Annotated in this window: 25 protein-coding genes; 4 read left to right on the forward strand and 21 right to left on the reverse strand. The window is 49.0% G+C overall.

The window, feature by feature from the left end:
• Positions 1 to 15: 15 nt before the first annotated feature.
• Positions 16 to 966 carry a transaldolase gene (gene tal / locus BZG25_RS01260; protein WP_077638396.1) on the forward strand — a complete coding sequence of 317 codons (951 nt, stop codon included), beginning with the start codon at positions 16 to 18 and terminating at the stop codon, positions 964 to 966.
• Positions 967 to 1,064: 98 nt separating this feature from the next.
• A complete protein-coding gene (gene tkt / locus BZG25_RS01265) occupies positions 1,065 to 3,059 on the forward strand; it encodes a transketolase (protein WP_077638397.1) in 1,995 nt (664 codons plus the stop codon).
• A gap of 117 nt (positions 3,060 to 3,176) precedes the next feature.
• On the opposite strand, the gene BZG25_RS01270 is transcribed toward tkt, so the two are convergent.
• Complete coding sequence (locus BZG25_RS01270; RefSeq protein WP_046075614.1) at positions 3,177 to 3,365, reverse strand: hypothetical protein; 189 nt, start codon at positions 3,363 to 3,365, stop codon at positions 3,177 to 3,179.
• A 99-nt stretch (positions 3,366 to 3,464) separates the two neighbouring features.
• Here BZG25_RS01270 and soxR point away from each other — a divergent pair, with 99 nt between their 5' ends.
• Positions 3,465 to 3,941, forward strand: a complete 477-nt coding sequence (gene soxR / locus BZG25_RS01275) for a redox-sensitive transcriptional activator SoxR (RefSeq protein WP_077638398.1) — start codon at positions 3,465 to 3,467, stop codon at positions 3,939 to 3,941.
• A gap of 251 nt (positions 3,942 to 4,192) precedes the next feature.
• Positions 4,193 to 4,405 carry a cold-shock protein gene (locus tag BZG25_RS01280; protein ID WP_046075612.1) on the forward strand — a complete coding sequence of 71 codons (213 nt, stop codon included), beginning with the start codon at positions 4,193 to 4,195 and terminating at the stop codon, positions 4,403 to 4,405.
• A gap of 199 nt (positions 4,406 to 4,604) precedes the next feature.
• Here BZG25_RS01280 and BZG25_RS01285 read toward each other — a convergent pair whose 3' ends face one another.
• The 20 genes from BZG25_RS01285 to BZG25_RS01375 form a co-directional block, all read right to left on the reverse strand.
• Complete coding sequence (locus tag BZG25_RS01285; RefSeq protein WP_077638399.1) at positions 4,605 to 5,777, reverse strand: lipopolysaccharide assembly protein LapB; 1,173 nt, start codon at positions 5,775 to 5,777, stop codon at positions 4,605 to 4,607.
• Positions 5,777 to 6,409 carry an energy transducer TonB gene (locus BZG25_RS01290; RefSeq protein ID WP_046075610.1) on the reverse strand — a complete coding sequence of 211 codons (633 nt, stop codon included), beginning with the start codon at positions 6,407 to 6,409 and terminating at the stop codon, positions 5,777 to 5,779. Before BZG25_RS01290 ends, BZG25_RS01285 begins: the two co-directional genes overlap by 1 nt.
• The gene (locus tag BZG25_RS01295; protein WP_046075609.1) at positions 6,409 to 6,813 is read right to left on the reverse strand and encodes a biopolymer transporter ExbD; all 405 of its coding nucleotides are present in this window, start codon (positions 6,811 to 6,813) and stop codon (positions 6,409 to 6,411) included. The genes BZG25_RS01290 and BZG25_RS01295 overlap by 1 nt, the downstream gene beginning before the upstream one ends.
• Positions 6,813 to 7,361 (reverse strand): MotA/TolQ/ExbB proton channel family protein, encoded by a 549-nt coding sequence (locus BZG25_RS01300; RefSeq protein WP_077638400.1) that lies wholly within the window; start codon positions 7,359 to 7,361, stop codon positions 6,813 to 6,815. Before BZG25_RS01300 ends, BZG25_RS01295 begins: the two co-directional genes overlap by 1 nt.
• Entirely contained in the window at positions 7,358 to 8,707 is a 1,350-nt protein-coding gene (locus BZG25_RS01305) for a MotA/TolQ/ExbB proton channel family protein (protein WP_077638401.1), read from the reverse strand. The genes BZG25_RS01300 and BZG25_RS01305 overlap by 4 nt, the downstream gene beginning before the upstream one ends.
• Positions 8,704 to 9,471, reverse strand: coding sequence for a DUF3450 domain-containing protein (locus tag BZG25_RS01310; protein WP_198535198.1), 768 nt, complete (start codon positions 9,469 to 9,471; stop codon positions 8,704 to 8,706). The genes BZG25_RS01305 and BZG25_RS01310 overlap by 4 nt, the downstream gene beginning before the upstream one ends.
• A gap of 247 nt (positions 9,472 to 9,718) precedes the next feature.
• Entirely contained in the window at positions 9,719 to 9,895 is a 177-nt protein-coding gene (locus BZG25_RS15960) for a hypothetical protein (protein ID WP_158010249.1), read from the reverse strand.
• Positions 9,896 to 9,961: 66 nt separating this feature from the next.
• Positions 9,962 to 10,492, reverse strand: coding sequence for an REP-associated tyrosine transposase (locus tag BZG25_RS01315; protein ID WP_077638403.1), 531 nt, complete (start codon positions 10,490 to 10,492; stop codon positions 9,962 to 9,964).
• 376 nt (positions 10,493 to 10,868) lie between these two features.
• The gene (locus BZG25_RS01320) at positions 10,869 to 12,338 is read right to left on the reverse strand and encodes a serine/threonine-protein kinase (protein ID WP_077638404.1); all 1,470 of its coding nucleotides are present in this window, start codon (positions 12,336 to 12,338) and stop codon (positions 10,869 to 10,871) included.
• Complete coding sequence (locus BZG25_RS01325) at positions 12,335 to 12,937, reverse strand: hypothetical protein (protein WP_241828625.1); 603 nt, start codon at positions 12,935 to 12,937, stop codon at positions 12,335 to 12,337. The genes BZG25_RS01320 and BZG25_RS01325 overlap by 4 nt, the downstream gene beginning before the upstream one ends.
• Positions 12,885 to 14,570, reverse strand: a complete 1,686-nt coding sequence (locus tag BZG25_RS01330; RefSeq protein ID WP_077638405.1) for an ATP-binding protein — start codon at positions 14,568 to 14,570, stop codon at positions 12,885 to 12,887. The genes BZG25_RS01325 and BZG25_RS01330 overlap by 53 nt, the downstream gene beginning before the upstream one ends.
• Positions 14,560 to 15,717 (reverse strand): hypothetical protein, encoded by a 1,158-nt coding sequence (locus tag BZG25_RS01335; RefSeq protein WP_077638406.1) that lies wholly within the window; start codon positions 15,715 to 15,717, stop codon positions 14,560 to 14,562. Before BZG25_RS01335 ends, BZG25_RS01330 begins: the two co-directional genes overlap by 11 nt.
• A gap of 2 nt (positions 15,718 to 15,719) precedes the next feature.
• The gene (locus BZG25_RS01340) at positions 15,720 to 16,568 is read right to left on the reverse strand and encodes a hypothetical protein (RefSeq protein WP_077638407.1); all 849 of its coding nucleotides are present in this window, start codon (positions 16,566 to 16,568) and stop codon (positions 15,720 to 15,722) included.
• A 10-nt stretch (positions 16,569 to 16,578) separates the two neighbouring features.
• Positions 16,579 to 20,865 (reverse strand): hypothetical protein, encoded by a 4,287-nt coding sequence (locus tag BZG25_RS01345; protein ID WP_077638408.1) that lies wholly within the window; start codon positions 20,863 to 20,865, stop codon positions 16,579 to 16,581.
• Between the two features lie 20 nt (positions 20,866 to 20,885).
• On the reverse strand, positions 20,886 to 22,196 hold the full coding sequence (locus BZG25_RS01350; RefSeq protein WP_198535195.1) for a hypothetical protein: 1,311 nt from the start codon (positions 22,194 to 22,196) through the stop codon (positions 20,886 to 20,888).
• 2 nt (positions 22,197 to 22,198) lie between these two features.
• Positions 22,199 to 23,719 (reverse strand): hypothetical protein, encoded by a 1,521-nt coding sequence (locus BZG25_RS16045; protein ID WP_198535196.1) that lies wholly within the window; start codon positions 23,717 to 23,719, stop codon positions 22,199 to 22,201.
• A complete protein-coding gene (locus tag BZG25_RS01360; RefSeq protein ID WP_077638409.1) occupies positions 23,719 to 25,869 on the reverse strand; it encodes a class I SAM-dependent DNA methyltransferase in 2,151 nt (716 codons plus the stop codon). The genes BZG25_RS16045 and BZG25_RS01360 overlap by 1 nt, the downstream gene beginning before the upstream one ends.
• Before the next feature lie 52 nt (positions 25,870 to 25,921).
• Positions 25,922 to 26,305: a hypothetical protein gene (locus BZG25_RS01365; protein WP_108744002.1), complete on the reverse strand. Its 384-nt coding sequence runs from the start codon at positions 26,303 to 26,305 to the stop codon at positions 25,922 to 25,924.
• 8 nt (positions 26,306 to 26,313) lie between these two features.
• Positions 26,314 to 26,496, reverse strand: a complete 183-nt coding sequence (gene mads1 / locus BZG25_RS01370; RefSeq protein ID WP_077638411.1) for a methylation-associated defense system helix-turn-helix domain-containing protein MAD1 — start codon at positions 26,494 to 26,496, stop codon at positions 26,314 to 26,316.
• Between the two features lie 87 nt (positions 26,497 to 26,583).
• Entirely contained in the window at positions 26,584 to 26,787 is a 204-nt protein-coding gene (locus BZG25_RS01375; RefSeq protein WP_077638412.1) for an AlpA family transcriptional regulator, read from the reverse strand.
• Positions 26,788 to 26,950: the final 163 nt, after the last annotated feature.

Consider the following 26,950-nt stretch of genomic DNA (forward strand, 5'->3'; position numbering starts at 1 on the left):
AGAAGGTGAGTGAAGATGAGCAACAAACTGGATCAACTCCGTGCCCTAACCACAGTGGTCGCTGACACAGGCGACATCGAAGCGATTAAAAAATACCAACCGCAAGATGCCACAACTAACCCTTCTCTGATCCTCAAAGCCGCGCAAATTAAAGAATATGCGCCGCTGATCGAGGAAGCCATTGCCTATGCAAAATCACATAGCAGCGATGCAGACCAACAGGTTGCCGATACCTGTGACCGTCTCGCCGTCAACATTGGTAAAGAAATTCTCAATGTGATCCCTGGCCGTATCTCTACCGAGGTAGACGCACGCTTGTCGTATGACACAGAAGCCAGTGTTGCCAAAGCGCGCAAGCTAATCAGCATGTATAACGAAGCTGGGATCAGCAACGAGCGCATTCTGATCAAACTGGCGTCAACTTGGGAAGGTATTCGTGCGGCAGAAATCCTGGAAAAAGAAGGGATCAACTGTAACCTGACGCTTTTGTTCTCATTCGCACAAGCACGTGCCTGTGCCGAAGCGGGCGCTTACCTGATTTCTCCGTTTGTGGGCCGCATCATGGATTGGTACAAAGCCAAAGAAGGCCGTGATTTCGAGGCGGCAGAAGACCCAGGCGTTAAATCTGTCACCACCATCTACAACTACTACAAAGCTCACGGCTACGACACCGTAGTGATGGGCGCAAGCTTCCGTAACACAGGCGAAATTCTAGAGCTGGCTGGCTGCGACCGTCTCACCATCAGCCCACAATTGCTGCAAGAGCTTAGCGACGCCGACGGTGACGTGCCAGTTAAGTTAAAAGACGTGGGGGCCACCGAGCAGCGCCCAGCGCGTATGACACATGCTGAATTCTTGTGGGAGCACAACCAAGACGCGATGGCCGTTGAAAAGCTCGCTGAGGGTATCCGCAATTTTGCGGTAGACCAAGGCAAGCTTGAAGACATGATTCGCGAACAATTGTGATCCAACACAAAGCGTGATTTAACACAATAAAAGCGGCTCAGTCCGCTTTTATGATACTGTTTGACCCTATTTCACCTGTTCAACCTGTAGGTAAACACATGGAACGCAAAATGCTAGCTAACGCCATCCGCGCCCTTGCGATGGACGGTGTTCAAAAAGCCAAATCTGGTCACCCAGGCGCCCCAATGGGCATGGCTGATATCGCCGAAGTCTTGTGGCGCGACCACATGAACCACAACCCACAAAACCCAGATTGGGCCAACCGTGACCGTTTCGTACTGTCAAACGGCCACGGCTCTATGCTGATTTATTCGCTACTGCACCTGACCGGGTATGGCGTATCGATTGACGATCTCAAACAGTTCCGTCAATTGCACTCGAATACTCCAGGCCACCCTGAATATGGTTACGCACCGGGTATTGAAACCACCACAGGCCCACTCGGCCAGGGCATCACCAATGCGGTGGGCATGGCAGTGGCAGAGAAATCGCTCGCGGCGCAATTTAACCGCGACGGCCACGACATCGTCGATCACCACACCTACGCATTCTTGGGTGATGGCTGCTTGATGGAAGGTATCTCACACGAAGCATGCTCACTCGCCGGCACCCTAGGCCTGGGCAAGCTGATCGCCTTCTGGGATGACAACGGCATTTCTATCGATGGTCATGTTGAAGGTTGGTTCTCTGACGATACCGCGAAACGCTTTGAATCTTATGGCTGGCACGTAATCCCTGCAGTAGATGGCCATGATTCGGCGGCTATTCAAGCGGCCATTGACGCGGCAAAAGCGGAAACCGGCAAGCCGACATTGATCTGCACCAAGACCACCATCGGTTACGGCTCACCCAATAAAGCGGGCAGCCACGACTGCCACGGTGCACCACTGGGTGATGATGAAGTACAAGCCGCGCGTGAATTCCTCGGTTGGGAGCATGGCCCATTTGAGATCCCACAAGATATTTACGCACAGTGGGATGCCAAAGAAGCCGGTGCGGCCAAAGAAGCCGCATGGAACGAGAAGTTCGCCGCCTATCAAGCACAATACCCTGAGCTAGCCGCTGAGTTTACTCGTCGCATGAAGGGTGAGCTGCCAAGCAACTGGGACAGCGAAACGCAAAAGCTGATTGCCGATCTGCAAGCTAACCCAGCCAAAATCGCATCACGTAAAGCATCACAAAACGTGTTAGAAGCGTTCGGCAAGCTACTGCCAGAACTGCTCGGTGGTTCTGCTGACTTGGCACCGTCTAACTTGACCATGTGGTCAGGCTCGAAAGCGATCAGTGCCGACGATGCCAGCGGTAACTACCTGCACTACGGTGTGCGTGAATTTGGTATGACCGCCATTATCAACGGTATTGCCCTGCACGGCGGTTTCGTGCCTTACGGTGCGACCTTCCTGATCTTTATGGAGTATGCACGTAACGCGATGCGTATGGCTGCCCTGATGAAGGTGCAGAATATTCAAGTGTACACCCACGACTCGATTGGCCTAGGTGAAGATGGTCCAACTCACCAGCCGGTTGAGCAAATGGCCACGTTGCGCCAAACGCCGAATATGAGCATGTGGCGCCCGTGTGACCAAGTTGAATCCGCGGTCGCGTGGAAAGCAGCGGTTGAGCGTAAAGACGGCCCAAGTGCCCTCGTGTTTTCTCGCCAAGGCCTGGCTCAGCAAGAGCGTGATGACGCACAATTGGCTAACATTGCCAAAGGTGGCTACATCCTAAAAGACTCAGCAGGCAAGCCTGATCTGATCTTGATTGCAACGGGCTCGGAAGTCGAATTAGCGATGGAGTCAGCTGCGAAACTGAACGACGCCGGCAAGCAAGTGCGTGTCGTCTCTATGCCAAGCACTGACTTGTTCGATAAGCAAGACGCCGCCTACCGTGAGTCCGTGCTGCCATCAGACGTGACAGCACGTATTGCCATTGAAGCGGGTATCGCCGACTACTGGTACAAGTACGTGGGTCTAGACGGCCGCGTTGTCGGTATGACCACCTTCGGTGAGTCCGCACCGGCTGACGAGCTGTTCAAGATGTTCGGCTTTACCGTTGAAAACGTGGTTAACACCGCTGAAGAGTTGCTCGCTTAATCGCATCTCTACGGCACGTTAATTCTGCGAAGGCCAGTCAGCAATGACTGGCCTTTTTTCTACCCTCACTTCTCGCATCCTGCAACCCATGCTGTAACAGCGACAGATGCAGCGCGCTTATAGAAAGCGACTCGCCGAGGGACGCACATTAGCATCCAGAGTATCCACCCCTATGTCATTTTGAAGGTGGGCTGGCATCGATGCGATTGGCACTGCTTTCGGTTTACGGCTCGTACCAACTCGCCCTTGAACACCTTGGATAATCGCCAATAACATTGAGGTAACGCCCGCTTTCATTTCTTTCATCGTGATTCCCCTCTCATTGTGTTGTGAAGATGCTAGTCAGGATAAAACCTCAAGTTATATTGAGGTAAATAAGGAGTGGCAGAAAAAGGTGAAAAAAGAATGGAAATGAGCGTTGGGCAAGTGGCAAAACGCGCGGGGTTAAAGGTGTCTACCCTGCATTTTTACGAGCAAAAAGGCTTGATCACCAGTTGGCGTAATGCGGGCAATCAACGCCGCTACGACCGCGCCGTCCTTCGCCGCCTCGCGGTGATTAAAGCCGCACAACATGTAGGACTCTCGCTCGAAGAGATAGGCGAAGCATTAAGTGAACTGCCCTCTCACCGCGCTCCCACCAAAGAACAATGGCGTGATATGGCACAGCGCTGGGATGCCACCCTCAATGAGCAAATCGCACGCTTACAGCAGTTACAGGCCAATTTAAGTGGCTGCATTGGCTGTGGCTGCCTATCAATGAAAACCTGCTCGCTCTATAACCCCAATGATGTGGTTGGTGAAGTCACCCAAGATGACAACGTGTTGAATCACCCGAAAATGGGAGTAACCCAACTGTTAAAAGATTGGGGAAAGGGGCGATAAATCTCCCAATCGCAACGCTTCACCCAACGATTAAATAAAAATACTCACAACGCTTTACATGTGAGTGGAATGCTGTATGGTGGTCACAGCTCTGGAACATGGAGCATCAATGATACATCAAGTAAAAGTCAACATAAGCTACGCTATTATCAATATTATAGAGTTTCTAACGTTACCCGCTTTCGCTTTTAGACATTTCATCGACTCCGTTCAAAGCTATCCTATTTTTTGTAATTTAAGAGAGAATGATTATGTCTAATCAAGCAACTGGTATCGTAAAGTGGTTTAACGAAGAGAAAGGTTTCGGTTTCATCACTCGTGACAACGGCGAAAAAGACGTGTTTGTACACTTCCGTGCGATCGTTGGCGAAGGTTTCAAAACCCTAACTGAAGGCCAGCGTGTGAACTTCACCGTTGAGCAAGGCCAAAAAGGCCCACAGGCATCTGACGTTACCGTCGCATAAGAAGCCAGATCTGATTGATAGAGGGCGCTCAGGCGCCCTTTTTTGTGCCTATAGTTTGGCGAACGTGATCAACACAGCGGATGGCAAAGGATAGACACAACACGTTTTCACAAAAAAGCCCCGGCTATCTGGTGTTGCACCAAGCTGGGGCTTTTTATCAGAGTAACCGACCAAGGGTCACTCGCTACCTGTGACTTAATCAGCCTCGCTGCATTGTCTGACGCTTTTTCAAAAACGTTAACCAGCTCTCTACCGCCTCATCAGGGGCAATCTTTTTAGCAATACGTGCTTGCTCAAGGGCCTGGTCAAACTGCTTCAGTTTGTAGTAGGCGCGCACTTTTGTCAGCGCTATCTCTTTAGCAGATGCCCCTTTACCCGCCTTATCAAGCGAAGTAAGTGCTTGCTGATAGTCGCCTTGCTGAATTTGCATTAACGCCAATTGCCAATGGTACTGACGGTCTTTTTGTGCGGCTAAACGCCAAGCTGAAACCGCTTGAGGCCATTCTCGCGCTTGCTGCCATAAGCTTGCTTGCTGCGCGAGCGTTTGCGCATCTTGCTCGTTCTCAGGCAAGCGTTTGAGCCACTTCGCCGCCCGCTCCGGGACGCCGACATTGGCATACAACTGCGCCACCGTGCGCTGCTCACTCGGTTCAAGCGCTATCCCTTTTCGCTTGGCGAGCAAATAGGTGCTGATCGCCTCTTTTGGCTGCTCCAAGCGCACATAGTTGGCCGCCAATTGGCGCCACCATTGCTTATTGTCAGGCTCGAGCTTCAACAATGCTTTAAGCGTCGGTGTCGCCCCGCGCCATTGTTCAAGTTGTAGCTGCGCTCCCAACTTCAATGACAGCGCTGACACGCTGGCGCTATTTTTTACTACGCCCTGATACGCCGGATAGGCGTTTAATACCTGGCTCCATTGTTCACGCTGATAGTGTGCCTGCATAATCCGCAGCCACACGTCTTCCGCTTGATCCGATTTCTCTTTGGGAACCGAACGCGCCAGCGGATAGTAGTATTGAAGTGCAGCGGCATATTGACCATCAATCAACAATAAATCAGCGAGCATACGCTTGGTTTGCCAGGCTTGCGCATCTTGCAACTGTTCACTGTCAACCGCACGTTGAATATGGACGATCGCCTTGTCGTTATTACCATATTGCCAATAGAACACCCCCAACGCGCGATCGACAAACGCTTTATCGTAGGCGCGTTCAGCAGACAGCGCTTCGAGCACGGCAATCGCCTCCCCCAGTTTGGCGTCTTGCTCTAACGTTTGTGCTTTTTCAATAGAGCGTGCCACCGAGGGTGATAGCTGGGCAGCGACTGGCAGCGCAGTGAACAATACTAAGGTAACAATGAGTCGTTTAAACATTAGCGTAAGTTAAACTCCAGTTTCACCTGTTGACCGGGTTGGGCCACGGCTTCTCCGTTAACCACTTTCGGCTCATATTTCCATTTTCGAAGCGCGCGTAACGCCTCTCGCTCAAAAACACGTGGCGGGTTCGCATCGACCACCGTCAAATCTTGTGGACGTCCCGAGGGGCTAATGGTAAAGCTCACCACCACAAATCCCTCTAGGCCACGGCGCATGGCGCGTGGTGGATAGTTGGGCTCGACCCGAAATAGCGGCATCGCCTGCTGATTGTTCGGCCCAGTGCTGACATTTAAATCGCCTAGCGATGGGGCTTGCACCATCACCCCTTGAATATTGCTTTGCACATTCAAGTTAGGCATATCCGGTTGTGGCGCCGCGCTGGATTGTGTCTGCGTTTGCGTGACCGGCGTCGGTGGATCGGGCACCTCAGGCGGTGTCGGGCGCTCCGGCACACTGCGTTGGCGACGTTGTACCTCGGTATCCGGCTCTTGCATGAAAATATCAATGCTTACCGAGGAAGGCGTCTCCTGAGGCCGCTGAGACGACTGTCCGACCATCAACGCCATCAACATAAACAGGCCAAGCGTAAAGACCAACGCCGCCGGCAATGAGATTAGCCATCGCTTCATTACGGCGACTCCGTGGCCAACGCAATGCTACCAATGCCGGCACCTTTCGCCGCGTCCATGACTTCAACCACGGTGCCATTGTAGGCCAATTCATCGGCTTGAATCACCAGCGAGGCGTCCGGCTTATCGAGCAATAGGTGTTCAAGCGTCGCTTCGACACGTTCCACATCGACAAGGCGCTTATCAATGTACACCTCATTCGAGGCGGTGACCGCGACAAAAATACCCGCCTCTTTCTGACTGGTTGAGTGGCTGGCTTCCGGGCGGTTTACTTCCACGCCAGACTCGCGCACAAACGAGCTGGTGACGATAAAAAAGATCAGCATGATGAACACAATGTCCAACATGGAGGTTAAATCAACCTGCGCTTCTTCGCGCTGTTTTTGGGCTCGAATCAATCGCATTACTGACTCCGAAGCGCCTGCTGCAGCGCGACTTCTCGGCGCTGACAGGCTTTAACTAAACGGGCATGGGCAAACATACCGGCTAAAGCAGCCACCATACCTGCCATGGTGGGTAAGGTGGCCATTGAAATACCTGAGGCCATTAATCGGGGCTCACTGGTGCCTTGACTGGCCATCACATCAAACACAGAAATCATCCCCGTGACTGTGCCTAACAGCCCCAACATCGGACAAATTGCCACCAAGGCTTTAATAAAGCCAAGATAACGGCCGAGATCCTGTTGGGCTTGAAACAACCAGCCTTCGCGAATGGCGCGTGCATGCCAAGAATGGTGATCGGTACGCGCCTGCCAAGCCGCAATCCACGCGCGGCGTTGTGCGGGGAACCGTGAATAAAGATATAGCAGGCGTTCAATCACCAACACCCAGCACACCATTACTACCACACCTAACCACCAAAGCACGGGCCCACCTTGCGCCATAAAATGACGCAAGGTGCTCCAAATGTCTTGCTGGCCAAGCTGTGAGAATAACTCGACGTCTATCATGCCGCTTGTCCGGTTTCCGCTAGCGGGTCACTGTTTTCAGCTTGTTCCGCCACCAGGCTAATGCTTTGTTTTTCCAGCATGCCACGAATGTGATCGGCTTGCCCACTGAGGATATTATGCGCCAGCAGCAACGGAATGGCGGCAATCAAGCCAAGCACTGTGGTTACCAGGGCCATCGAGATACCATCTGCCATCACTTTGGGGTCGCCATTGCCAAACTGGGTGATCACCTGGAAGGTTTCTATCATCCCGGTTACCGTCCCCAGCAGGCCGAGCATCGGCGCTAACGCAGCAAGCAATTTCAACATCGAGAGGCCTTTTTCACAGCCTTGCTGTTCATCCACCACCGCTTCTAATAAACGCAGCTCCAGTGATTCAACATCACGCTTTGGCGCATCATGATAGACCTTCAGCACACGGCCAAGCGGGTTATCTTCTGGCGATTCTGGGTGTTTAAGCTGGCGATGCATTTTGGCGTGAATCGAGAGCAAGACTGCCCCACGGTAGAGCGCAATTAACAAGCCGACCGCCAGTAAGGTCGCGATCACTTTGGCAACAAAGCCACCCTGCGCAAAGCGATCGCTTAAGCTTGGCGCGTTTTCTAGCTGCCCAAGTAACGCGCCACGCGACGGATCGACAAGTACGGTCTCACCCACGTTAGCGATAGCTTGCTCAAGCTTCGCTGGCGTTAACGTGTCATCAGGCTGCGCGCGGTAAGGGACAGCCACTTGTCGTTCAGCTTGCCAGTTTAAATACCCTTGCTCATTCACCAAGCCTAGATTACCCACTCGCACTACCGAGTGTTCAGACGACACGCCTTGCGCATTCACTACAGGTAAAGAAAGGGCTTGCAGCTCGCCACTAGTTTGCATTTGCGTGAGCATGCCCTGCCACAGGCTATTAAGCTGCTTGAGCGAGGGCAAAGTATCGGCGGCAACAATATCCGCCACCGTTTGATTAAACGCAGGTTGAGTGATCGCCACATAGCTCGACGCCCCGTCGGTCTGGATGGTTTTACTTGCTTGGCGCACCACACCAAACAGCTCACCCAAACTGCCCGACTCCAAACGCAGCTTATCTTCTAACGACGCCAGTTGTTGCTCGTTATCGCTGAAGGTGTCACTCAGTTTCTCTGTTTCCGCCTCTAACGCGTTGCGCGTGGCTTTGAGCTGATTGAGCTTTTCACGTAGCTCACGCTCGGTCAGCGCGAATTGTGCTTCTCGCGCTTGGTTATGCTCACTCGCCTGTTGATGCGCCTGTTGGGTTTGCCCAACAAGATCATCGGCGTGAGTAAAAGGCGCAATCGCGATAAAACAGGTTGCGGCAATCAGGGTTTTCCAGCTCATGATTTCACCCCTTGGTTGGCACTTAATGGCAGAGATAACAATGACGGTGCCATTTGCTTTTGCGCCACCGCAAAAGCCTTATCCACCGCGTCTGCGACACTCGCATCCAACTCAACCCACTGATCATCGCGGGCACTCCAAAGCCAATACTGCTTACCATCTAAGCTACGCGCCACCAGCGACATACGGCCAAGATGGAGGACATCGACCTGGTGATCTCGACCATTGAGCACAACGGTATCTTGATAGGCGTCAAGCTTGCTGCCATAGTCTCGCTCAATCTGGTACGCCTCGAGAATACGACGGAATTTCTCCGAGTCCGCCACATCGGCACGCCCCATCATCGCCTGCAGTTTTTGCAAACGAGCTTGGCGTTGATCGGCTTTAAGAGGAATATCCTCGGCAAGCCACTGCTCGAGCCCACCCAACATGCGATACATCAACGGCACAATACCTTGGCGAGTGTCTTTAATCTCGTCGATTTGATTCCGCAGGCTGGTCGCCTCTTTATCCTGATTGACCACCAAGTTTTGCAAGTGATCGCGATAGATTTCCAGATTACTGATCTGCGCTTGTAGCTGCTCAATTTCTTGGCGCATGGCCAAGCTGCTATCAGAGTGGCGGTTAATCCGTGACTGTGACTGCGCGGCCTCTTGGGTGGTGTTTCCCTCAATGGCTTGCGCCTTTTCGAGTTGATCCGCACTCACCGCTGGCGTCAGCGCCAAACAGGACGCAACGCCTAGCGCGAGCCGAAATGAAGACAATTTTATCATGGTGATATCTGCAAATATGCTTGATGATATGGCATAGCCATAAACAAAAGTGAGAATAGTTTCTATTTGCGTGCAATGTACCGAGTTTGACGGCAAAAATCTAGCCTAGCAGGACGAGAAGTACGGGAATATTACTCATATCAAGTCACGACAAAATGACAGTGAAACAGGGCGGGATAGCGCATCTCACTACGATGATTATTCGTTCCCACACTCCCGCGTGGGAATGCATACCTCGCTACCACTCGCGACAAACCGCCAGCAACCCCGGCGCGCCCATGTAGTCTCTGGCACTCGAATAACGCCAGTGTGAACGCGTCATCGACATCACTCGCTCCCGCGTGGGAATGCCTACCTCGCTACCACTCGCAACAAACCACCAGCACCCCCAACGTACCCATGTAATCTCTGGCACTCGAATAACGCCAGTGTGTGCCGCGTCATCGACATCTCTCGTTCCCGCGTGGGAATGCCTACCTCGCTACCACTCACGACAAACCGACAGCAATCCCAGCGTGCCCATGTAATCTCTGGCACTCGAATAACGCCAGTGTGCTGCTTCATCAACATAGCCCCGCTTCACCGGATTTTGATGAATGTACTCGATCTTCTGCCGCATCATGGCATCGCTTTGTATCAACTCAGGATGCACACCCTCCTGCCAAAACTGATAAGCGCGGTCACCTTTGTGGGCTTTTTTATAAAACGCCAATTGATCCAGAATTTGTTTAACGTTGCGCTCAGCAAGGTATTGAATCAGATTTCTCGCTGTCCATGATTTAAGTCGAGCAATATCATGATCCAATGCCTTACTTTGCAACACTAAATGACAGTGGTTTTCTAGTACTACCCAAGCGTAAACCTTTAGGCCATCCTTATTTAAAAAACGCAACGAGTCGAGCAAGATATTAACGGTGTCGGGACGAGTAAAAACAGGGATCCAGTGCAGTACGGTCAAGGTCACGAAGTGCGGTAAGTGAGGCTCGGTGATTTTGTAGCGGCTTCTCCCCATAATTAAAACTCCATATGCATTCCCACGCCGGAGCGTGGGAACGAGGTACGACTTCTACCCATTATTCACACTCCGTATACACTCCCACACCGGAGCGTGGGAATGCATACCTTGCTACCACTCACGACAAACCGCCAGCAGCCCCGTCGTACCCATGTAAGCAGCTAAAGGTAGCCTTTCAGTGACGGGCATAAAGCAGCTTAAAGTGATCTAACCATAGACATAGAAGCCGACAAAACTCGCTACCTGAATACTCTGCTCTCCCTGCGTGGGAGGGCGGTTACGTGATTCTGTGATGAATCGTTGACATAGAACTATGAACACCCTCGTCATTCTAACCTCCTTTTCTCTAACCTCGAAAAGTTATCAACACAACTCACAACAGACCAATGTTGATATAAACCTGTTTTTTTTCAGTCAGCTTTTCGGAGTCGGGAAATAACCTCAAAGTGGCTTTAAGATAACCGACCGCTCCAGAGTAATCGCGCATTTGCTCACAAACCTGAATCAATTGAGTAAGCACGTGAAGCTTTCTTGGCGTGGCTTGGTTAACCTTTTCTAACAATGCTCGCGCTTCTGGATACTTGGCTTCAAGACCAAGAATGGAAGACTCTAAATACATGGTCGCGGAGTTTTCGTCTCCGACTTGCTTTCTCTGAAGCAACCAAAATTGAGCTTGATTAATATTTCTTAACTGCAGATTCGCCTTAACAATCAGCTCATACAACTCAGCAGATTGTGTGAGCTTTCCTTCAAGTAAACATGACCTATTGTTCTCGACCACTTTTTCAAAGTCGAAAAGCCTATTGTCCCGGTACAACGCAATCAACTGCTGGTGGAGAGCTTGAAGATCCTTACTACGGCTGTACTCTTGAGACGCTAACTGAGCGGCTTTCTTGTATGACTGCTCAGACATCGCCTCAAGAACCGCACTCGACCAATCTTGATCTGGTTTTGCCTGAAAAACAGGAGCGGTAGCTCCAATCTTCAACTGTTTCTGGGTAGCAGCATCGAATGCAGACATCAAAGCCGAGATAGTTGAAAAGCGCTCCTCCGGTCGTTTTTGCATACACGTGAGTACGACTTGCTCCAAATCCGCATGGATAGAACTATTGATCTCGGTAGGACGCTTGAAAGGTGCATGGCGCTGGACCTGGGCAGGGGTATCATGCGGCAACTTACCTGTCAGCAGCTGATATAGCAAAACGCCTAAGCTATAAACATCTCCGAGCAATAGCTCTTCTAAACTTCCTTTACGGCTATCCACGTTGGAAAACTCAGGCGCGGAATACAACACTGTTCCACCGTTTTCCCGAGTGCGAACGTAAATCTCTTCCGGTAACGCAGAACTACCAAAATCGGTCAGTTTAACCAGATCACGTTCACCAACAAGGATGTTATGCGGTTTTATATCTCCATGTGAGATAGGGACTGGCAATTCAGACAAATACTGAACAGCACAAAGCACTTGTCGATAAATTCTGAACAACCTTTCATAGGTTTGGCCAAAATTGCGCTGTCTATCATCCAGTTTTTGCGCCAACGTCTGACTAGGGAAATACTCCATTTCAATATAGAACCATTCGTTATCGATTCGGCCCATATCAAAAATTTGTACAATGTTTTCGTGAGGCTCTACCTGCAATAACTCTTTACCTTCAGCAAGCTGACGGTCTTCCCTCGTTATATCTTTAGGTATTTTCACAGCAACAATTTGGCCATCATTTAAGCGCTCAGAACGCCATACCCAACCATGACTGCCATCACCAAGACATTCAAGCAATAGATACTTATCACCTAATCGCTTGTTTGTGCCGGGTAAAAAGTGTGCTGATTTTACATTCATATCAACACCTCATAGTGAATTCTATCCAAAGCGATAGTGTTTAGATTTTTAACAAACAGAAAACGGCTAAATACGACTTCAACATCGTTCGATGCCCTTACGTGGCTACCCGTGGATGAAGTAAATCCTGAGCGGCAGATCTCTTTAAGTTTTTGCGTATCAGGGGCATTCACTAGCCCCTGACTCCAAGCACTCAGCACCAAACTTTTCGGTGAATGGTCCCAACGTTGCGCTGCTTCCATTAAGTTCTTCAATTTCTCTTCAAGTTTTTGCTGGCCTCGGGAAGTGCCATCAAAGCGTTCAAACTCAATTAAACACATTGGTGTTGATGCGCTTTTATCAAACCAGCCGGAATCTGAACGAATATCGGCTCCAGAAGTGCCCGGCGCTGGGCACTCCACTACTGCCATATAAGATTGCTCATGACCATAAGTATTCCAAATACTGCAGCCCAAACTATGGACCAGTACATCTTGGTCCAATAACTCTCCGCTAGTCATAAGAGGAAACGCTTCACTTACCCAAGCAAGCGCTGGCATGGGCAGACTAGCCATTAAATGAACCCCAAACTCGCAATACTTCTGGAGATTCACCGCCATGAATAAGTGCCTTGCTACCGACCTTAACAAGTAGAGGGGCCGGAATAGACCGACCACAAACTAAAGCTTCACCGGTTGATAAAGTCGGTAGCTCATCCAAGTCGGCCTTGCTGACCATATCAGAAGCTTTGGCAATAAAACGCTGATCGTCTGGGTTTTTCAAACGCATGGTAATCAACGTATTGCACTGAGAGGTCACATCTGAGTCCAGTTTGGATGGGCGCTGACTCACAATGCCAAAACCGACACCAAATTTACGGCCTTCACCGGCAATTTTCTTAATGATCCGGTGACTTACTGCGTTACCACCAGCCGGCGCAAAGTTATGGCCTTCCTCGTACACAATAAAGCAAGGACGAAGTGGGTCTGTTTTGCTTGAAGACGCTTTTAGAATCTCACTGGAGAGCAGAGCACAAACGACTTGCTTCGCGGTATCACTCAAGCCTTGTAAATCGACAACGACCAACCGGCCTTGTTGATTACTTGGACGACCGACCATTTTATAAATGTCAGTTGGCTCGGCCATCGTTGCACTGTAAAAGCTTTGAGCTTCATTGAGCACGCGAGAGAGCTTCATTGATGCTACAGCAGCACTTCGACCTGACAAGGCTTTAGCTTCCGCTTCAGAGAGATCATCCCACTCTTTTAGCTCTTCAATGCCATCACCTAAAAAGTATCGTAGGCGGTTAATATCACGTGGTTCGGTTTTATCCACCGAGCGCCAATAGCGAATAGCCACATCCAACACACGCTGTTGCGGCTCGGTTAGCCCAGGTAAAATCTCGGCAATATCATCCATTTCAAAATGGTCGAATTGAAGCGCCAGTGGTGTGTTTTTGCTTGCATACTTGTGTTTAAAAGATTCATGCTGTGGTGAGAAAACTTTAATGCCCGCACCTGCAGCTTGTAACTTTTCAAAAGTATGTTTAATCAGAGGCAATGCTTCTTGATCGCGCTTATCGTCTGTTGCATCCAAAAGGCTAGAGAATTGCAGATTACCGCCAGCCAGAGCTTTGCCGTATTCTCCGTGAGGGTCGAACACCACGACAGTACCATTGTTAACGGCAACCAAGCGCTCAATAATACGGCCAACTGTGTAAGACTTACCTGAGCCCGTCATCGCTAGCACAGCCATATGCTCTGTCACTAGCTTGTTTACATCAATAAAGACCGGAACCGTATTTTCACCTTTGTCGTAACCAACCAGATTACCCATGTGCAAACTGGAGTGCTCGTTGAACTCGTAAAAGTCACTCAAAAACTGAAAATCAACGGTTTCAACTGCAGTACCGGGATTAAGCGGGCGACGCGGGATCTTGATCTGACGAGATACAGGATCGCGGTATCCCACCAGCTCTACCTGCGCAAACATGTTCTCACCAGTCACATTCGCGCCTGGCAACAACTCAAGCTCAGTCACGCCATCACCAAAGCCTGCGTTGTAAAGCATATTGGTTCGGCTGATCTTCGTTACACGACCTAATACGGCCACTTGCCCCTCGTCTTTACGCTCTTGGTGCATAATCCGCACAAATTCACCACGACGCACTGAAAACGAATCTTGCACCACCATAGTTAACTGGCTGGCATCGCCGGTATTACCGACTAATTTACCCAAAACTTTATAAGCCATTGTTCAATCCCTCATCCAAGCCAGCCAACCAGCCGGATTCAATATCATTATTCTTAAGTGCACCGTGCAAACCTTGACGGTAAAACTTGGCAAACTTCGGCAAAATGCCGAGCTGCTGATAGCCTAGTAATTGCGGCAAAGGCATGGCATTGCCTTTGTTCTGCATATCAAGCACCATCAATCGAGATGCCACTAAATCAAGATCTACGCTCTGCCAATCAGGTTCATCACCAGCTAGCTGCACCATTTTGATTTGGCCACCACGTGCGCTGCGAAAATGAAAGCCAATTAGGCCTTGCTTCGCTTCGACACTTGGTTCTATGCGGTTCTCTTGTTCAGATAAACGAAACGCAATGGTCCGCGAGTAGTTACCTAAAATGCCATTAATAAAACGTAAATCCCCAACACCCACCAAACTTTCGTCCAGTCCAGCCAGATTTTGCATTAACTCACTAGAAAAACCGTCCGAATCTAAAATCTGCTTTCGCCCCTGCTCAGTGCGTAAATCTTGTTTGGCAATACTCACAATTGCACTAAAACGCTCGGCCAAAATGCTTGCTAGCACCACACCCGTCTTATTCCATGGGAACAGCTTTGCACGGTGGTTTTGCCAAAAGGATTCTATTGCTCGCTTGGTTTTGTCATATTCCTGCTTATGGCGAACATTCCGCTCCAGTGGCGCCATATCGCGCGCTAAAAACAAAGGAGTATCAAGTAAAATTAAATCACAGCGCTCTTTGCTCAACAGTTGTTTTTCAACCAACTGATACGCCTGGCGAATTTCAATCAGGTCAAGCCGCTTTCGTTGCGCTTCGAAATCAATATCATCCAGTTCAGATACTGAATCACTACCAGAAGTACTGACCTTGTTTTCTTCTATCAATAAATCTGTTCGTACAGCTGCGCTGGCATAAATAAATCCCCCCAGAGCTTTATCTAGGCACGATTTAGTGGCGATACCCGCCACGCTTAAATTCACTACAGTGGGCTTAGGAACAGCCTTAACTAAACCAGCATCACGAAACAGTGGTGCTACCTGCTCAATATCGCGAATTTGCTTAAGTAAACGCCCCGCACTGCCTGGTAAGCGAAGCTGGCTGTCTATGGCGAGTGATTGCGCTAAATTCATTGTTTTATTTTCATTCATTCTCATAGCGCTCCCGTATCTAACTGCTCGCTGAGTAGCGGTGCATAAGCCCAATATTGCGAAGCTTGTAAGCTGGCTTTGCCTGATTCAGTTAACCCCGCTTCATTGATAAAACCATGCAGCTGCAATGTTTCGCTCCGCTTAATGGCATCAAGACTATTTACATCGAACATCAACTTAACTGTGTCATTGTCAACAAGTTCCGCCAAGCTCTTACCGTGTCCGGCGTCAAGCAGCAACAGCACAACCAAATCGTATTTGTCGGGCAAATACGCCGCCAGTTCTGCTTTTTCCTCAGCAACAGGTGTTGTGACGCCTGCATGATCAACGAACCAGTTTAACCAGTCTACTAAAGCCTCAGTATGATCAAGCAGATTTAGCGACCACAAAGGCAAAGTCGTGACTGCAAACAAACCACTATTGCTGTGTTTTCGGACATAGCGAGTATGTACCACATCACCCGCCATATGCTGCCTCTGATCTGCACTACCAGCAAAACCAACAACGGCTTGGTTGGTTTCACTTGCCAGCACTGCCGTTAATCCTGAGTCTTCAGAGATCAAGCTAGCGGCTGCAAATGTCCAATCCAGTGTTGGTTGCAGTTCGGCAAACTCAACATGCTGTTCAGGCTGCGGGTTAATAACTAAAGCCGAACAACCCGTTTGCATCGCCCATTGGAACAAGCCAATTAAAGCTTGTTTCTCGTTCAACTCTTCAGCTTGCACCAACAACAAACCGCTGGCTGGTGGCGAGCTAAGCCACTCCGTATCGAGTGGTATTGCTCCTGCAACCGTTTGTAAAAAGCGCCCTTTACGATTGTTAGCCAATGCCGACGACAAATAAAAGCTCATCGCATGACCTCTACAATACTGAAGCAAAGGTTAAGCGCATTTTGACGATGCCTTTATTGACTAAACCTTGTTGCTGCTCAGGTGTTAATATCGGCTCTTGGTTTTGGCTTAACGCATCATAAACCGGCTTCCATTCTGCCAGCGTTAGCCCAGTGCCTTGTAAAATCGCTTCACCTTGGTTTTGCCAATCTGACAGAGTCTTATCACATACCATCACAAGCTCAGTGACTCCTAATTTGGCGACATCGTTTAGTGTTAACTCAGTAGGTAGCGGTTGCTGCTGGGAAGCTAGTAGCGGCTTTAATACTGGCAACCAGCTATTTACCTGCTCAATGGCGGAACGTTTAACATTGTTTAAACGTTCCTCTATTTTTAATAACTGCCCTTGAATAGGCGCAATCTGTCCACGCGCCGATTTCATCAGCTCTTCCGGTAAATCACGTAATCCCGCGAACTGACCATTACGCAAACTGGCTTGCATGCTTTGACGTTTACTTTCAGCATCAACCGGCAAATCAGCAATTGCGTCTTCAATCAATTGCAACTTCATTACCAGTTTGGGAAGTTCAGCAATATCATCAGCATATTCATACGCAGCAGTTGCACTACTGAGCAGTTGCTGTAGTTTTTGAGCACGTTGGCTTTGCTCATCTAAGTTATTGATCAGCTTCTCAAAGCGCTCTTTACAATTTCGGTAGCTGGATAAAATACTGCCTTGGATTTCAGCCATCGGTAACTGCTGTTCTGTGTGCAGATTTAACCCGACTTCGGTAGCAAGGGCAGAAAGCTTGTCTTGCGCTTTACCCAAATCGAGTTTGCGTAGGTAGTGCAATAAGGTATCGCTGCCCGCCTGCTGCTCCTTTTTCCCCGTCACGCTGCTGGCATCCTCTTTTAAAGCACCATCTAAAATATGCCCAACCGTGCGCAATGTATTGGTATACAAACTTTTAGGGAAATGGCTGAGTGTTGCACAATCTGCGTCAACATCATTGATTAAGTCTGTGAGCCGATTACTGATGCGCTCAGCGCTTCGCTCAACAAACTCAGCAAATAAGCAAGCCTGTTCAACTCGCTGGTAGAGTGAGGTGCCTTTGTCTTCCAAATCCAGAATATGCGCATCTTTAAGCGTAGGTTGGCTACTGTTCAACGGCTTAACTTTGGCTACCAAGTCCAACACTTCAGCGCGCTTATTAACAAGCCCTGCTAAAATATGAGCCTCACCCACTTGGGTTATCTCTTCCAGCTGTTCCTCTTGCTGCTTAAGAGCACTAAAGAGTGTTTGTGCTTTTTCCAGCTGTTCTTTGGCTTCTACCGTGGCGTAACCCAGTTGGTTTTTACCTAGCGGCGCAAAGACTTCATTGATGCGGCCATAGCCATACACGCGGCTCATTACTTCTACTTTGGCTTTGTAACTGTCTTGGTCGTTACCACTGAACCAGTTTTGCGCCTCGGTAATCGCATTACCTAAACGGGAACGCGGGTAGCTTTCCCACGTTGCTTGTTTTTCATTTGGATTGGCTAAAGTGAGCAAATTCAGCTCGCCACACCACCACATCCAGTCGTTGAATACACCTTTGGCGGTAATATTGGTTTCAGCAACATAGGCAAAATAGAACTGCTGTTTAAAGCGTTCGAACTGCCATTTATGCTGTTTGTTTGGGTGAGCAATACGTGCTAAAAACAACGGGATTTGTGCTTGGCTGCGCTGTACATTTTTTAGCTCTGTAAACAACCCAGCGTGCTCATCAGCGGTATAACCCTTCGCCATATAGCTGCCTGGCACTTTGAGTTTGTCCAGCAGACCGCTGAGCTCATCCACCGGTACACCATGCTGCTGTTGTAAATCCAGCACACCGTTAAGTTCTGGGTGTGCGATAGCTAGCTGATACCAACCTTTGAACAACAAGTCGCGATCATTCTGTGATAGCTTGCCGTCCACTTTTAGTGGCCATGCAATTAAGCCGCGCCTTTGCAAACGCTGGCGCCATTTATGGATTGCCTCGTTGGCAAAAGTACTCAGAGCATGCAGTTTGTTTTTAAACTTAGCCGTGAAGCTTTCGGGACACAAAGACACGCCATGTTGTTGGCAAACATCCACACTTAAACCAATACGCTCTAACTGGTCCGCCTCACTTGGGTTCACGTAGTGCAAAAGTATCGCATCGCGCAATTCGTTGTTTTCTTCTAGTCGGCTATATTGCTCCATTAAATGCGCAGAGGCCGTGAGTGCCAATACCGGCATACGTCCAGATTTACGGCAGATTTCGGTGGAAAAAGAATGAAGACTCTCCAACTCGTTTAGGTTGCTCACCCATGCAAACAAGGCTTTACCTTCTGGGTGCAACTTAAACCCTTCCAGCGTGAATAGGCCACCTTGGCGGCTTCTCGGCTCGGTTAGAATCGCCAGTGGCGCATCGTTTTGCCCGGCTTTGTTGTCCAACAGGCTCTCGTCAAAGCCCCAGTTGTTGTCCAGCAAACGCACAAAGCCAGTTACTCGAGTTAACGCTTTTATGATTGGCTTTTGGCTACTTTGTTTACCAAGCGTCGCCATAGCCTGTTCGTGACCATCGCCCATGCTTGGTTCTTTAAAGATCAGCGAGTTTTGTTGTGCACTTCGGTAGCGCAAATCCAAACGTAATAACATGGCCACGCTCGGGCCAATGTGAGTCGCTTCGCTGGCATCTAGCTCGGCGGTTTCTCCGACCAACTTGTGCCATAAGGCATCGGCAGCGAATTCAATGGCAGGGTGATCGTACAATAAGCTCAATAAGTACTTAAATTCACCTTTAGACAGCGGCAATAACACTGCACCTTTATCACCACTGGCAGCCTGCTCTTTTATCGAGAACGTACGCAGGTTATCCAGCAAGGTATCTAAACTGAGCGCTTGGTCTACTGCAGGGTAATACCATTCATCGTTGTCGCGGCGAAATTTAGCTTGCTCGAGCGCTTGGCGACACTGCAAGCGGTCGATGCTCAGTTTCCGATAGTGCGCGGCTATTGGCTCTTGATCTTCATTCTTCAGTGCCAAAAGTTCCGTTGCTTGGCTTACATCGGCCAAACGCACAGGTAACTGGCCATACAGCAAACGGCGGCACTGGCCTAATAAGGTTCTATCGCGAGTTTGAATCCCTTCAATGGCACCTTTATCGAGCACGTGTTTAGCCACACGGCCAGAGCCAGCCAAGACTGCTTCAAACAATTCACCCACATCATTAATGCTGCGGTCCGCTTGTTGATATTGGCTAAGTACCGCATCCACATTGGCCATGACCACATTAAACCAACCGAAGTTAGCACCACTCATGGCATAGGCGGCTTCGACCAAACCCGTTGGATAATCAAAACCCAGTTTGCCATCTTTAAGTAGGCAGGCTACATAGTCTGATACGTCGGCAAATGCATTGTGCTCTAGCTCGACCAATTCAAAGCGGCGCGCCACTGATTGAATTTCTCGCAATTGCTGACCCAAAAGTGGCGAACATAGCGCCACATAACGCAGCCAAGGCAGTTTACGGCGTGGGTCTTCTTCTTTAATGGCTTTACCAATTAAGCGAATGGCTTGACCATCGAGGCGTTTGTCTTGTTCATCTTCCAAACCAAAGGTGGCGGCTTCGGCCACGGTTTCTAGCTCATCGAGTACGACCAACACATACTGCACACCAAAACGTTTGAGCACCTCGTAAGCCGCTTGCACTAATTCAACCACTAGGGTTTGGTCGGTGTAGAGATCTTCTTCACTGTGCTGTTTGTCCAGCTGCAGTGCCTCTGCCAATAGTGCAGAAGTAAAGCCAAACGGCATTAGGCGTTCGTAGGCTTGTTTGGCAATTTCACTTTGAATGGAGTCATCAAAGGATTGGGTCGCCAGTGGCAATAGCGCCTGATACAAACCAAAAGCAAACCAGTTATCGGAGTTTTGATAGTCTGATGCCACTTGCGAATAACGAATATACAAAGCTAAATATTTGTCTTGTGCTTCGCTATTAAACAACTGTTGATCGTGCAATTGGCCATGCTCGTCACGTACAAACCAACCTTTGGAGCAGTCGTTAATTTGCGCCACCAGCTCATGGCCTAATCGAGATTTACCACGCCCCCATTCCGCCTCTACGGCAAATACATGGGCAAAGCGATCATCGTCATGGTCAACCGTGTGTAAAAAGGTTTGAAAGCGCTTAAAAAAGCGGCTTTGACCAACCAATGGATCACGCGGTGGATAGTCCGACACACCCGTCGCTGCCCAGTGATGTTGCTTGGCTAGCTTATCGACGACGACATCATCTAATTCAAAACTCATCACGAAAATCCTTTAACTGTTTATTCTGTTAGCCGAGCTGGCACTTTTTTGCTGGCATAGCTGGTTTGAGCCAGTTGCTTAATCGCCTGTTGTAAATGTTGGCTTTTATAGCCAAACAGCGGTGCTAGCGGCAGGCTGTAACAGGCATCGCTAAAATCTGGGTGAATCCGGTAATGGCCTGGTTCGCCTCGACCTGCTTCAGTGAACTGCCAGATTTTGTTTGCCAGTAACTCGGCAATTAATGGGCTAAGTGCACAATTCAATCGCTGCAACTCTTCTGCGCTATTCGTTAGCGCGGGGTAAAGCGCGATATTTAGATCGCCCAGCAACTGCGTTAAAAACTCGGCCAAACTGCCCAAGCTGACTTCATCACCATCAATGCCTTGCACTGCCACGTTCACTTGAGCTGGGGAAAAGGCATTTTGTCCGGCGGGCAGAGTCAGCAATAGACCGCCGCGCTGCTCGGCGGCCCATGCATCTTGCACAAAACTCACTAGGCTTAATAAAAACCACCAAGGCTGGTGGGCGAAGCGCTCAATAAGCTTCGCCTCATCATTGACAGGGCGAGATACCAACAACCAATCAGCATTGGGTTTGATGGCTTGATTAGGGCTGTATTCGCTAAGCAAAGCGTCCGGCAGAGCCAACAAACGACCATGGCACCAGTTGTAGGCGAGCTGTTTTGCGCTATTATCGACCGGTTGGATAGGCGTTAAGGCTTCGGTTTGTTCACTCAAAGTGTGCAACTTAAAACAGGCACGCAAAATGCGGCATAACGCCGGAGTGGCAGCGTTGTCGTTTAGGCTGTGGCCGAGTAAATCCCACTCTAGTTGCGCCAAGGGGCCTGCCACAATTTGTGGCGCAGCCCCTGTGCTAACACCCGTGCTTTCCAGCTGCGCTAACACCCACTCACTGGCATTGCCCAATTGTTGAATGAGTTTAACCAGTACCTGCGGATCACTCATGGCTCCGGCTTCACGGCAGCGGGCAGCGGCTAAATTAAGCCAATGTGCGCGCACCTCTTGGTTTAACCCCAGAAGTGCTAATTGCCATTCACCTATTTGGCTGAGTTGGTTATAAGCATCCAACAAGGGGGCGCTTAGGCAATAGGCGTAGTTCTCTCCCTTTGCATCACCATCTGTCTCGCCAGCCACAATCGGCTGTAACAGCTTTTTTAGCACAGGTATAGCTGCCAATATTGGTGCGGCTCTATTGGCCGTTAACCCGCCACTGGACCAAAGCTGACTAAGTAACTGGCAACCGCTTTGTGCTACGTCATGGGATAACAGGCTGCTGACTTGCAAATTGCCATCCATGTTGCTCGCCTCCATAGCTACTCCTCAGCCTCGGCTTGGGTAGCACTTTCCAGCAAGCGGTAAAGCTCATCGATATCGCTAAACAGCGGAGTGGCCTCTTCAATAGCATAACCTTCATTGCTGAGTTTGCTTAAAATCGCTTGGTCTAAGCTGTTGTCACCATCATCCAAGGATTGCTGAGCTTGGATGAGTTGTTGCTCGGTGAGTTGGCCTTCAATTAGGGATTCGACGAGGGTTTTGGCTGCTTCTGTAAGCCTTCTTGCATAAACATAAGCAAATTGTGCATCCAGAAGCTTTTGGCCCCAGCTATCGACAAATGTTTGTTCAAAATCAGGAATAATGATGTTGAGAGGCACGTCATCATCAATCGCAGGATAGGCGCTGCCCGAATTCCAACGCATCAATTGAGCTGTCGCGTCATCAGTTCTTAACCATGCATGATAAAAAGCGGCTTGTGCTAAAGACGAAAAACGAAGCACACTAAAGCCAGATGTCGCCACCATTTCCGAGTCAGTTACACTATCAACAATGAATCCAACATTTTTGCGATTTGGCCTTACAGTGGAAACCAGCACATCACCTTGCTGGATCTTTGTTTTAGCTCGTGACGGAGCACCAACCGTATGCGTTTTTGTTGAAGAAACTTGGCCCGTTGTAATGTCTAAACCGCCAATCTCATAATACTCGAACACCTCAGCTTTCTTTTTATCCCATGAATCTTTGATTTGTTTTGTAATTAAGCCAAGACGCTTACAGCCTTTGGCCTTCATTTTTCCCTCTAACGCGATGTAATCTGGGTGATAAAAAAGACTGTCCAAGCGCTCTGGAATTATGTCCTTCGCTCTGTAGCTTTTAGCTTCATGTCGTTGAATTTCGTTAATATAGGCCGGGAGTAACACTGCTGCTTGTTGCTGCACATACTTCGCCCAAGCGCGCAGTTGCTCGGCTTGGCGAACTTTATCCCCGATGTATTTTTTAACTCCATTTTTTAGATCTGGTATCAAATAGCCGTGAATAGAGTCTTCGTCGTTATACGAAATCCCGGTGTTCGCGACTTGTCTTTTTTTCTGCCTCAAAAAAAACTTTGATTGTGAGTAAGCAATAAAAAATGGACCGTCAATCTCTCGGTCAGTAAAGGCTAATCTGAAGCAACTACCATTAAAAAGGTGGCCATTATTATCTTGCTTAACCCTAGCAACGCCCTCAGGTCCATCAATACATGCGCCCTTTATAAGAATTAGAACATCACCAGTTTTCGCTGTACCTTTACCATCCTTGTAGCTTAATGGAGCAAAAACGCTTGGCGAAACAACCTCTCCGAAAGATAGATCACCGCCCCGAATTAATGGAACACCGCCCTCACAGTATTCGTTTGAGGAAGGTAAAACGCCATATCCAGAAGCTTTAACGTCAATAAGCTGAGCAAGTCTTTTAATACCAAACTCTTTCAAATGAGCCTCATTTGAAATGAACTCAACTTTGTAAAAATCAGCATCCAGTCTCGGGGTCAAAAGGCTTGGCTGTACTCTACTAAACATCACTCACCCCGCTTATAAGCCGAAACAATCTTATCCAGATCGTTAGCGACACCGGCGTTATAGTCTTCGATATTGTTTTTCACCACATAACCCAGGGTTTCGGCCACCGCCATAAACACGTCGGTTTGTGGCTCAGGTAGAAACTGCTCTGGTTGGTTTGGGTTAGCGTGGCGCTTTTGCAAATACAAAATCGAGGTTTTCGCGCCTGTGCCAGAGAGCTTAAAGCAGTCGCTTGGTAATGAGATCACCGCTTTTACGATGGCTTTACCGCCAACAAACTCACCGGTTTGTTCGTCTTTTTTGCCCATAATGTACTCGCGCACATAACGGTCGCCGGAGTTACACAAGATGCCATCAGGCAGCACTATCATTAAACGGCCTCCGGGTTTAAGCAGTTGCAGGCAGCGGTCGATAAACAATACTGCTGGGTCGATGGTGGCGCCGACTTGCTTCCAATTGCCTTTGCCATCGGGTTTGCTGCCAAGCGCCAAACCGGAAGTCGTTGGATGCAGACTAAAGAACGGAGATTTGTCGGTACCGCCGGTGCGGCGTAAATCGGTACGATAACCGGCCCATTTTGGCGTGCCGTTTTCATTAAGGTATAAATCGCCGGTGTCGTCCCACTTCATTTTTAAATGGTCGTAGTACGCATTGTAGCTATCCACCACTTTCTCAGTAGGACGAAATCCTCCAAGAATTTGCTCCATACTAGCTTCATATCTCTTTTTCGATTCTTTACCATTTTTGTCTTTTTTGAAGTCAGGAGTTCCAAAAGGCGGGTTGGTACAAATAAGATCAAAGCTATTTGGCTTCAGCGCTTGAGTCGTGAGCGAGTTATCGGTATAGAAAATTTGTGCTTTGGGTGCCCCTTGCAGCGCCATATTGACGCGAGCCAACATCACCATTCGCGGTGCAGCATCGGCACCCGTAAAAGCATTGTCACGAAGCTGTTGCTTGAGTTCTTGTTTTTTGTCGTCGGCCAAAACCAGCTTAAAGTCGACCCATTTATCAATCTGACTGAGTGCCACTGAGCCAAAACCAAAGGAGCCACAAGTTGGGTCACAAAAACGAAAATCGCCATTGGCCAGTCGCGAGCGCATTTCATCGTCATCGTCGATGTCGTGCATGGCGATTTCAAGCATGGCTTGTTTCACAGGGTTTGGTGTGAGGTAAACGCCAAGGCCGCCTTTGGATTCAAAGTTGGCTCGCAGGAAGACATCAAAGACACGACCGAGCAAATCACCAGACACATCGCCCAAGGTACCTTGCTCTTTCACTGTTTTGCCATCGTTGGTTTTGACTGGCCCCAAGTTTTGAATGGCTTCAAGCAAATCTTGGTAGTTTTTGGCCACTGAGAGACGCAAATGTGTGTCTTTACCAAAGATAGCGTTGCGCGAGCCATCGTCTGAGATCACTACGTAGTCTTCGTGACTTTTAAATGCTTCAAACGCAGCTTTGATTTGTTCTACCGCTTTATCACCGTGTGTGGCGACATACTCCCAATCGTATACATCACGAAAACGCAACGTATTACCGGCTTCATCTTTAAAGGTAAGATCTTCATCGTGGTGTACGCGGAAGCTCTCCAGAAATAGCAATTTAGCCACTTCTTCGATGATGTCGTTTTTGTCGTTCACCTTATCTTTGGTAACACGATAGACGTTTTCATGAAACGCATCAAAACGCTGCATCAAACGGGTGTAAACGCGCATAGACCAACGGAACGTAGGATCGCGTTCCAGGCGGTCAAAATCACGCAGCTCTTCCAGTGTTGGGAGTGCATCAACGCCATGAGTGCCGTCTGAACCATCCGCACCAAAAAGGGCAAGAATACGATGGTTGCTGCTATCTGCCACGACGGCAAAAACAGGCCAGTCTTCATCTGGTTCAAGAGCACTTAACAACTGGTAGGCTAAGTCATCAAACTTGGCGGTATCTGCGGCGTATTCCCAATGACCTTCAAGTAGAGAAACCAGCATGACAGGTGGCGTCAAGTTCCCCTCGACCAAGCCTTGAATAAGGCCCGCTTTGGCAAACTCATGCTCCGGCAGCTCTACTAATGGCTGAGTGAACTCGCTATGCTGCGCCACCAGCTTTTGAAATTGCTCGTCGAGCGCAATAGTTGGATCTATCTTTTTTTCTTTAGCCATGATGTCTTCTTAAAATCTGTTCTCTAATGATCATTTGAGTTGAATGCAGCAATTAATTTTCCAGAACCAAAAATGGCCCTTTGACTTGAAGCTGGCTGTGCTGCTGCACCAATTTGCGAATTTGTTGTTCTGAGGTCACAACCCCAGCAGGAAGCTTTTTCAACACTTGCGCCAAAGGCATTCGCCCACCTGCTTTCTGCAACAACTCAATGAGGTGCGAAGAAATATCCGGTGTGACGTTGTAATCTGCGCCGGGGCATTTACTCTCGCTACCTAACTGCAATGAAGCAAGCCACAGCCTCACCTGAGGTTGACTGAAGTTTAGTGTGCGCCATAGTTCTTGGTGCTCATTAAAGATAACTTCTGCCGTTTTCGGCTGCGCTCTTAACTGCACAAGTAATTGGTTTAGCTTTCCTTTCTGAATCTCTTGGTCCACTGAGAGCCTCACCGAACAGTCTGTTGGATTTGCGTATTGATCCATGCATCTAAGTCTTCACGCTTGAATCGCCAAGAGCCGCCGACCTTAAAACCCGGCAGCTTTCCCTCACTCGCAAGCCTGTAGGCTGTTTTTTCAGCAAGCTTTAGATACGCTGCTAACTCTTTTAAGGTTAAAATTTGGTCATTCATTTCAGCATGTTAGCTTTAATTATGTTAATAGGTTTAATGGTGAGAGAATATGGGAAAATTGGGGAATGAACAATGATGAAGGGCAAATTATAGATCTCCATTAACAGCCATGCTATCCCTCTTCGCTATCCTTGCCATCACCCACTCTTCGACTTCACTTTCTACCCACGCGACCGCTCGGCCTCCCAGGGGAACGCTTTTCGGGAAGGTGCCGTCTTTCATCAGGTTGTAGATGGTTGAACGGCCAAGGCCTGTCATGTGCTTTACTTCGCTCAATTTAATTAATCTCATGATGTTACTCCGTTATTGGACTCATGAGATTTCCGCGCACGTAAAGATTTACTGGTTTCATCCTCCCCTCTTGCACCCACTCCCCTAACCAACCTGATTTCAGATATATGTCATCGATACGCATAGCCACATCAATCACTTAAAGGAGACTCCCTATGCGTAC

The organism is Salinivibrio sp. ML198 (genome assembly GCF_001996015.1).
GTDB classification, from domain to species: domain Bacteria; phylum Pseudomonadota; class Gammaproteobacteria; order Enterobacterales; family Vibrionaceae; genus Salinivibrio; species Salinivibrio siamensis.